Source organism: Dactylosporangium sp. NPDC050588, from assembly GCF_040654975.1.
Taxonomy (GTDB): domain Bacteria; phylum Actinomycetota; class Actinomycetes; order Mycobacteriales; family Micromonosporaceae; genus Dactylosporangium; species Dactylosporangium maewongense.
Window position 1 is genome coordinate 1 of the sequence record NZ_JBFAJA010000043.1, and the last position, 4542, is coordinate 4542.

Genomic DNA, 4542 nt, shown 5'->3' on the forward strand with positions numbered 1-4542 from the left:
GGTCGCGGCCGCAGGTCGCGTCGGCGCAACTACCCGCGGACGGACAGGGAGGGCCCCCAGGGCCCGACCGGCGGCTGACGGGAGCAACGGTCTTTCGCACGGCGGACCGGAGCCATGACCTTGTTCTTGTTCTTGTTCTTTGTTTTTCAGCTTTTCGGGGCGGCTGTGCTGCGACGCAGGACGAGGGTGGGGGCGACGCGGGGGTCGGGCTCGGGGCGGTCGGGGCCTTCGGGGAGGTCGGCCTCGATGGCGCGGAGCAGGGCGGCGATGCAGCGGCGGCCGACCTCGTCGAAGTCCTGCCGGATCGTGGTCAGCGGCGGGGACAGGAACTCGGCCTCGGGGATGTCGTCGAAGCCGACGATGCTGACGTCGTCGGGGACGCGGATGCCGTGCTCGTGGAACGCGCGCATCATGCCGAGGGCCATCTGGTCGTTGCCGGCGAAGACGGCGGTGACGTCGTCGCGGCGGGCCAGCTCGAGGCCGGCCTGGTAGCCGGAGCGAGCGGACCAGTCGCCGGTCATGAGCGGAGGGGCGGGCAGGCCGGCGTCCTCGAGCGTGCCGCGCCAGCCCTCGATGCGGCCGTGGGTCTCCAGCCAGTCGCGGGGGCCGGACAGGTGCCAGACCTTGCGGTGGCCGAGGCCCAGCAGGTGCTGCACGGCCAGGCGGGCGCCGGTGACCTGGTCGACGGAGATCGCGGGGATCTCGCCGCCGACGACCGCCTCGACGGCCACGGCGGCGACGCCGAGCGGGAGGCTGTGCAGCGCCGCGGCGGCCGCGGTCTGTGGGGCGATGACGACGACGCCGGCGACGGACTGGTCGGCGAGGGCCTCCAGGGCGGACACCATGCCGCTGTGGTCGACCTGCTCCAGCGTGACGATGCTGACGCCATAGCCGGCGGCGCGGGCGGCGCGCTCGATGCCCAGCAGCGTCGAGGCGGGGCCGTAGAGGATCGTGTCGAAACTGACGACGCCGATCACCCGCGAACGCCGCCCCGCGAGGCCCCGGGCCATCGCGTTGGGGCGGTAGTTGAGCTGCCGGACCGCCTCGAGCACCCGCTCACGCGTGGCGGGGCTGACGCTCGGGTGCTGGTTGAGGACCCGGGACACGGTCTGGTGGGACACGCCGGCGAGTCGCGCGACGTCGTTCATGACCGCTGCCCGGCCCTGGCTCGTTGGACGCATCGCCCTCCCCCCATGTTGATGTTAGCGCTGCCACGGTACGCCGTGCCGGCCGGTATACCGCGTGCTGGGGGTCGTTGCGAAGACGGAAATGGCCGTTCGGATGATCCTGGGCTTTCTGCCTATTCGACGCAGAACTCGTTGCCCTCGGGGTCCGCCATGACCGTCAGGTCGTCGCCGGCGCGCAGGACCGTGGCGCCGAGCGCGCGCAGCCGGGCGACCTCGTCGGCGACGGTGCCGGGCGCCCGCAGGTCGAAGTGGACCCTGTTCTTGGCGGTCTTGCCCTCCGGCACGCGGGCGAACCAGATGTTCGGGCCGCCCCAGCCCGCCGCCTCGACGAACGCCTTGTCCGATGTGGACTCCTCGTCGACGTCGGTGCCGAGCGCGGCGGCCCAGAACCGGGCCAGCACCAGCGCGTCCACGCTGTCGAACGTGACCGACTTGATGTAGGCGGGCATGGACGCACCGTAGCACCGTTGTTTGTGGTGCCCCGTTTTGTCGTGCCGTTTTTTGTCGTACCCGGTGGCTAGGCTGCTGGCATCTGGAGAGGGGATGCCGTGGTGCAGGAAGCTGGTGCAGGGCTGGTCGTCGACGCCGCGCGGGCGGAGCCGTTCGCGAGCGCCGAGGAGTATCGGGCCGCCGTCGGTGAGGTCCGGGAGGCGGCCGCCGCCTACTACAGCGGGCCCGACCTCGCCATGGACGACGCGCTGTATGACGCGCTGCTGGCCCGGGTCGCGGCGACGGAGGAGGCCCATCCGGAGTGGAAGGCCGACGAGTCCCCGACCGAGGTCGTCGGCGCCGGCGGCGGGGTCGTCGGCGACGTCGTGCACAGCACCCCGATGCTCAGCCTCGACAACGTGTTCGACGAGGACACGCTGCACAGGTGGGCGGCCCGCCTGGAGAAGCTCGTGGGGCGGCCGGTCGGTGGGTTCACCGTCGAGCCGAAGATCGACGGGCTGGCGATCGCCGCCCGCTATGTCGACGGCCGGCTCGTGCAGGTCGCGACCCGCGGCGACGGCCGCGCCGGCGAGGACGTCACCGGGCAGGCCCGGCGGGCGGCGGGGCTGCCGGAGCGGCTCGCCGAGCCGTTGACGCTCGAGGTGCGCGGCGAGGTCTTCATGACCGACGCCGACTTCGAGGTGGCCAATGCGATGCGCACGGGCACGGGCGAGCAGGCGTTCGCGCACCCGCGCAGCGCCGCCGCCGGCACGCTGCGCGCCCAGGACCGCACCTATGACGCGCCGCTGTCGTTCTTCGCCTATTCCGTGCACCGCGACGAGCCGCCGGCCGGCCCCCACTCCGAGGCGATGGCGGAGCTGGAGCGGCTGGGGGTCGCCACGACCGGCGGCTCGGTCGCCGGGACGCCCGTGTGCCAGAGCATCGACGAGATCCTCACCGCGGTGCACGCCCTGAGCGCGAGCCGGGGCACGCTCGGGTTCGGCATCGACGGCGCGGTCATCAAGGCCGACCTGCCCGCCGACCGCGACGCCGCCGGCTCGTCCAGCCGGGCGCCGCGGTGGGGCGTGGCGTTCAAGTTCCCCGCCGACACGCGCATGACCCGGCTGCTGGAGATCAAGGTGCAGATCGGCCGGACCGGCGTGATCACCCCGGTCGCGGTGCTGGAGCCGGTGCAGGTTGACGGCGTGACCGTCACGTTCGCCACGCTGCACAACTTCGACGACCTCGTCCGGCGCAACGTGCGCCCGGGCGACATGGTGTTCGTCCGCCGCGCCGGCGACGTCATCCCGGAGATCACCGGCGCCAAGCTCGACGAGCGCCCGGCGGACTCGGTGCCGTTCGAGCCACCGGCCACGTGCCCCCGCTGCGACGGCGAGATCGACCGCACCCAGAAGCGCTGGCGCTGCACCCGCGGCCGGGTCTGCGGCGCCCACGAGTCCCTGGCGTACTACGCCGCCCGCCACTCCATGGACATCGAAGGCCTCGGCGGCAAGATCATCGACATGGTCGTCGCCGCGGGCCTCGTCACCGACCCGGCGGACCTCTACGACCTCGACGTCCCGACGGTCGCCGGACTGGACCGGATGGGCGAGGTCTCCGCGACGAAGCTCGTCGCCGCCATCGAGGCCTCCAAGAGCCAGCCGCTCGCCCGCGTGCTGACGGGCCTCGGCGTGCGGATGACGGGCCGCTCCATGTCCCGCCGCCTCGCCCGCCACTTCGGCACGATGCAGGCCCTGCTGGACGCGTCCGTCGAGGACCTGAAGCAGGTCGAGGGCGTCGGCCCGGAGCGCGCCGTGACCGTCGCCGCCGAGCTGGTCGACCTCGCCCCGGTCATCGAGAAGCTCGTCGCCCACGGCGTCAACATGACCGAGCCCGACCTTCCCGCACCGCCCGCCGCCACCACCACCGACGGCTCCGACGCCGATGCTCCCGCGGCCGGCGCCCCCATCGCCCTGCCGCTGCGCCGCCCCGACGGCACCCCGATGACCGTCGTCGTCACGGGCTCCGTCCCCGGCCTCACCCGCGACGAGGGCAACGAGGCCGTCGAACGCCTCGGCGGCAAGTCCTCCGGCTCCGTCTCGAAGCGCACCGACCTGGTCGTCGTCGGCGACGGCGCCGGCTCCAAGGCCGACAAGGCCGAGCAACTCGGCATCCGCATCCTGCCAGCAGACCAGTTCGCCGCACTGCTCACAGCGTTCACCTCAGGCGACGAGCCCACCATCACCACCATCCTTTCCTGACCCACCACCATCACCACCATCACCACCATCACCACCATCACCACCATCACCACCATCACCACCATCCCCGCCGCCCGCCGCCCGCCGGCCGCCCGCCGGCCGCCGCCCGCTGCGCCCGCTCCCCGCCAGACAACCTGGCCCGCCGAGCGCAGCGGTCCGTCGCGCGTATGCGGCCCGCCGCACATCGGGACGCCGCGCCCATCTGGCCCGCCGGGCACACCGGGACGCCGCGCCCATCTGGCCCGCCGGGTGCACCGGGACGCCGCGCGCTCCGGGGTGCCGCTCGCCGCGGACGCCTGCCCACCGGGCGCATCCCTTCCGGTCGCACCCTGAGGAGGCACGCACACACGGAGGTAGCAGCCGGTCCGCGGTCGCCGCAGTGGCGTACGAGCTTCAAGTCCCCCGGCCCCCGGCATGCCCAGAACCCGGTGCGCCCGCGGCCCGGCGCGATCAGGGCCGGTGCCCCCGATGTCCCGCATGCCCGATACCCGGCGCGCCCGAGGTGGTCTGGGCCCAACACGCCCAGAACCCAACACGCCCAGAACCCGGATGCCCGCGGACCGGATGCCCTCACAGCTCGGCATGACCGGAGCCCAACGCGACCCAAGGCCCGACGCGAGCGAGCCCGGCACGACCAGAACCCGGGCCTGACCCAAGGCCGGCGT

Annotated in this window: 3 protein-coding genes; 1 reads left to right on the plus strand and 2 read right to left on the minus strand. The window is 73.4% G+C overall.

The window, feature by feature from the left end:
- Positions 1 to 146: 146 nt before the first annotated feature.
- Together AB0I21_RS28170 and AB0I21_RS28175 are read right to left on the minus strand one after the other, a co-directional pair.
- On the minus strand, positions 147 to 1148 hold the full coding sequence (locus AB0I21_RS28170) for a LacI family DNA-binding transcriptional regulator (protein WP_360565584.1): 1002 nt from the start codon (positions 1146 to 1148) through the stop codon (positions 147 to 149).
- A gap of 152 nt (positions 1149 to 1300) precedes the next feature.
- Positions 1301 to 1636, minus strand: coding sequence for a VOC family protein (locus tag AB0I21_RS28175; protein WP_360565586.1), 336 nt, complete (start codon positions 1634 to 1636; stop codon positions 1301 to 1303).
- A gap of 99 nt (positions 1637 to 1735) precedes the next feature.
- On the opposite strand from AB0I21_RS28175, the gene ligA reads away from it, so the two are divergent.
- Complete coding sequence (gene ligA / locus AB0I21_RS28180; protein ID WP_360565587.1) at positions 1736 to 3877, plus strand: NAD-dependent DNA ligase LigA; 2142 nt, start codon at positions 1736 to 1738, stop codon at positions 3875 to 3877.
- The last annotated feature ends 665 nt before the right edge of the window (positions 3878 to 4542 follow it).